At 67.1% G+C, this 4,030-nt stretch carries 4 protein-coding genes; 2 read left to right on the forward strand and 2 right to left on the reverse strand.

Annotated features, from left to right (window positions below):
• Positions 1–66 precede the first annotated feature (66 nt).
• On the reverse strand, positions 67–570 hold the full coding sequence (locus BLW43_RS22410) for a hypothetical protein (RefSeq protein WP_093257117.1): 504 nt from the start codon (positions 568–570) through the stop codon (positions 67–69).
• Positions 560–2,812: a site-specific integrase gene (locus BLW43_RS22415; RefSeq protein WP_175479071.1), complete on the reverse strand. Its 2,253-nt coding sequence runs from the start codon at positions 2,810–2,812 to the stop codon at positions 560–562. The genes BLW43_RS22410 and BLW43_RS22415 overlap by 11 nt, the downstream gene beginning before the upstream one ends.
• Before the next feature lie 380 nt (positions 2,813–3,192).
• Here BLW43_RS22415 and BLW43_RS22420 point away from each other — a divergent pair, with 380 nt between their 5' ends.
• A complete protein-coding gene (locus BLW43_RS22420; protein ID WP_093257124.1) occupies positions 3,193–3,465 on the forward strand; it encodes an AbrB family transcriptional regulator in 273 nt (90 codons plus the stop codon).
• A complete protein-coding gene (locus BLW43_RS22425; protein ID WP_093257127.1) occupies positions 3,452–3,841 on the forward strand; it encodes a type II toxin-antitoxin system VapC family toxin in 390 nt (129 codons plus the stop codon). Before BLW43_RS22420 ends, BLW43_RS22425 begins: the two co-directional genes overlap by 14 nt.
• The last annotated feature ends 189 nt before the right edge of the window (positions 3,842–4,030 follow it).

The following is a 4,030-nucleotide window of genomic DNA, read 5'->3' on the forward strand; positions in this document are numbered from 1 at the left end:
CGACATTGCGCTCGAGGCGCTGGCGATGGCCGTGGAACGCCAACGGCCAGCACCCGGTCTCATCCATCACAGGCGCGCTTGCGCGCGCGGGGTGCCGCCATGTCGCTCGCAGACGATCCGTCGGGCCCTCAGCCGGCTGTGGGCGCTGATGGTCGGCTCGAGGAACCCCGCCGCGGAAACGAGAGCGCGAAGCCTTGAGAGATCGCGCGCCTCGGTGACATTGTACGCGAACGCCGAGGCGACGTTCATCACCGATTCCCTGTAGAGCGCCTTGCGAAACGGGCCCGCCCTGAGAACGCGCGACAGCGCGATGACGTCCGCCTCCCCACCTGCCTCATAAAGCGCGCGTAACTCGAACCGGATCGCAGCGTGTCGCCTACGAAAAAGCGGGTAGGACAGATCGTCTTCGGCCAACGGGGTGTCCGGATCGTCGACGACATGCTGCGCCACGTCCGTTAGCGCCTGAGCTGAGGCGTCGACGGCCATCGCGCGATGCACCGCCTCTTCGATCCGCGCCGACGCGCCTCGACGCCGGACGCGTCTGATGAGGATGTCAATGTCAATGTCCATCTTCCACCCCGAATGGCGACACAACCTCAGAGACGTCGATCTTGATTCGTTGCATGGCGGCGTTGAGGATGCGGATGCTCTTTGTCGCTCGACCGTAGTGGCGCCGGGTGACGTCGGTCGGCGCATGCCCCATCAGTGCGGCGCAGATCCCGAGCGGGACGTCTTCGTCCTCAAGGCGCTCGAAGAACCCCGCGCGGTGCGAATGGAAGTCGTGCCGCTGATCATAGACATTATGCTTCTTGCGGTAGTTGGTGTACTTCTTCGAGAAGTTCTCGCTGAGCATGCCTTTGGTCTTGCCGCGGGTGAGCGACGGGAAAAGGAAGACCTCGCCCTGCGCCCGGCGCAGCGCCACGAGCTTCAGCAGCCCGAGATCGATCAGGAACTGCGGGATCGGCACCTCGCGATGGCTCTCCTCCGACTTGAGGTGCTGTACTTCCTCGGTGTTCTCGAAGCGGATGAAATCGACGCCGGCGCGACGCCCGAAATCGCCTGTCATCAGCTGCAGGATCTCCTCCATCCTGCCGCCCATCGACTCGCCCATGAAGGGGCACCAGAAAAGCGGATCGCCGCGGTCGCTGAACCCGCCCCGAAAGACCGTCGTCGCGAGAAGCTCGCCGAGCTTCTCGCGCCAGGGCCGCCGCGCCGCGCTGGTCTCGTTAGCCTGCCGGCGCTTCAGTTCCCGCACGCTCCAGGTCACGCCCTTTAGCGGGTTCGCGTCGATCACGCCGCGGCGGACAGCGTAGTCGAAGACCGCCAGGGCGTAGCGCATGTGACGCATGCAGGTCGCGGTGCGCAGCCGCGCGATCTTCGCCTTGCCAAGCTGGTGCAGCGCAGTCTGTCCCTTCAGACCGAGCTCGGCGATCTTCGCCTCGGCCTCCGCGAGCCCCCGGGCCTCGGCCCGCTCGGCGTCGGCGAGCAGATCCCGGATCATGCGCCGGTTCTTTGACGACTTGCCGTGATTTTTCGGCAAGAGCGGTAGGATCTCGACGAACTCGCGGCCCATCGCTCTGGTGAAATCCGCGGTGGCGAGCGGGACGCCAGACCGCGGCCAGAGCTTCGTCATGATTTCCAGCGTCGATTCCACATTGGCGCGTGATGTCTGGCGGAACTTCGCGCCCGCCTTCGGATCAGGCCGTTCCTCCGGCTCGAACGTCTCGTAGCCGGCGCATTTGGCGTCCAGCCACGCGTAAAAGGTCTCGTCGAGGCTCTCGCGCCGCAGGGCCGGCGCGGGGTCCGTTGCGGCGCCGGAAACTTGAATGGTCTCATTGTCCGGCGATGGCGCCGTCGTGTTGGCTGCGGATGGCGACGATGGGGCGTGCTCGTGGGTTCCGAAAGGGCTTGCAGCGGAGGCTGTCGCGCGATCGAGACCCTGGTCGCTCGGCGCCACGCGCCGTTCATCGCAGACGGGCGGGGCGTCCTCGCCAACATGAGGCGCTGTCGGCGGAACCGACCTGGCGTCGTGCTGCGAAGTCCGATGGGCTGCGAGGAACGGTCTGTCGTGGACGTAGCGGATCGAATCTCGCGCGATCTTCTGCGAGAGAAGCAGCTGAGAGCGGAGCTTGAAGGCCGCACGACCCTCGGCGATCAGCGCGTCCCGCCGCGTCCCGTGCGTTGTGTCGATCCTCGACGGCTCGCCGGCGTCGGTCGGCTCCGACGCCGTCGGCGCGCCGTGGCTTGACGGCCCAGGATCGGTCGGGTCGCGCGAGGCGGACGACGTGGCCGGCTCTCTCCGCTCTGCGCCGGGCAGGCCATATCCAGTTCCAGATGCCGCGCCGGCCGCTGCGAGGATCGCGGACCGCGCGTCGATCTCGGCGGACGTTTCGGCGATGGCGCGGTCGGGGCCGGCCCGCGGCGTCGTCTGTCCCAGCGTCTGCAGGACGTCGATCTGGCGACCGAAGATCCTGAGAACTTCGGACGCGTAGTCTGCATGCGGCTGCGCTGTCTGTGTCATGGGCCCCAATGTCCAGGCGAAATCCGCGATCGCCGTCAGGGAGCGCGCGCGCCGCCGCGCTTCGCGCGGGCAGGCGGTGCGCAGGCTGAGGGCGAGCCAGCGTTCCGAGGACGGCGTTCCATCCTCGCGCGGCGTCTCTGGCACGGGCGCGGTGAACGAATGGTTACGGTCTTCCACGCAGGTTGACGAAAATTGATCTGGATCGACGCGCCCGGCGGCCAGCGCCGTCGGCAGCCGCCGGCGCCACCAGAAGACGTCGCCGCGCCGGGTCAGATGGGGGGTGGCCGTCATGCGCCGAAGCTCCGAATGTGACACGGTCCTGTGCGACAGGGTCGTGATACAGCGGCCTCGGCGGCGGGAACGGAGCGCGAATATCGCTCCGAAACCCGATTTTTCCCTGATCTTTCGGAGCCTTGGCTCCGGCGGTAGGAGCCAACGATCCCAAAGGAATCCAAGGCCTTGCGACCCGACTCCACTGCGTGTGTTACAGTCTGTGACGCTTGCGGAGTCGCAGGTCAAGGCCGGTTCCGTGCGCATCGTGGATCATCGATACGCGTCGGGGCGCGAAGCCGCCCGGATGCTGCGTCTTCGGCTCGACCATGCGAGTGGCGACGTTGCGCGACAACGGCGCTCGCGCTATCTTACAATTGCCTTACATGCCAGAGGGCTCCATGGCGACCAGTCGCTCCACGACCACCGTTTCGACCAAGGGTCAGGTCATCCTGCCCAGCGCACTGCGCGCGCGGCGCGCCTGGCCGCCGGGCACCCGTCTCATCGTCGAGGAGACCAGCGACGGCGTCCTGCTGCGCGCGGCGCCGAGCTTTGACCCCAGCGCCGTGGACGACGTCTTCGGTTGTCTGCGTGGTGAGGGACGGGCGCTCACGATCGAGGAGATGGACGCCGCCATCGCCGAGGAGGCGGCGCGCCAACATGGTCGTGATTGACACAAACGTGCTCGTCCGCTTCCTGACCCGCGACGACGAGGAGCAGGCGCGCCGCGCGCGGGCCCTTGTCGAGGCGGAGTCCGTCTACTTGCCGCTCACCGTCGCGCTTGAGACGGAGTGGGTCCTTCGCGCCGCGTACCGGCGCGCAACGGCGGAGATCGTCGCCGGGCTTCGCGGCTTCGCAGGGCTTGCGAGCGTCACGGTGGAGGCCCCTGAGCGTCTCGCTCGGGCGCTCGCGCTGGCGGAGGACGGCATGGACTTCCCCGACGCCCTCCATCTTTGCGCGGCGAACCCAGGCTGGAGCTTCGCCACCTTCGATCTGCGCCTTATCAAGGCGGCGAAGGGGAGGGGGCTCGCACCCACGCGCGCGCCTTGACCGATGACTTTAGGGGAGTCTGCGAAACTTGACAGTGGGATGACGCTCCCGCCGACGCACGCATGCTTATTGCCTGACGCCTTCACTATGCCGCTGTCAATGGACACCCAGTCTTACGAGTTAGCGCGACACCCAGTGTTACGAGGTTGAGCGCGACGGTAGCGGGCGCGGAGGGCGCGCTGACCGCAA

The organism is Rubrimonas cliftonensis, from assembly GCF_900107585.1.
Taxonomy (GTDB): Bacteria; Pseudomonadota; Alphaproteobacteria; order Rhodobacterales; family Rhodobacteraceae; genus Rubrimonas; species Rubrimonas cliftonensis.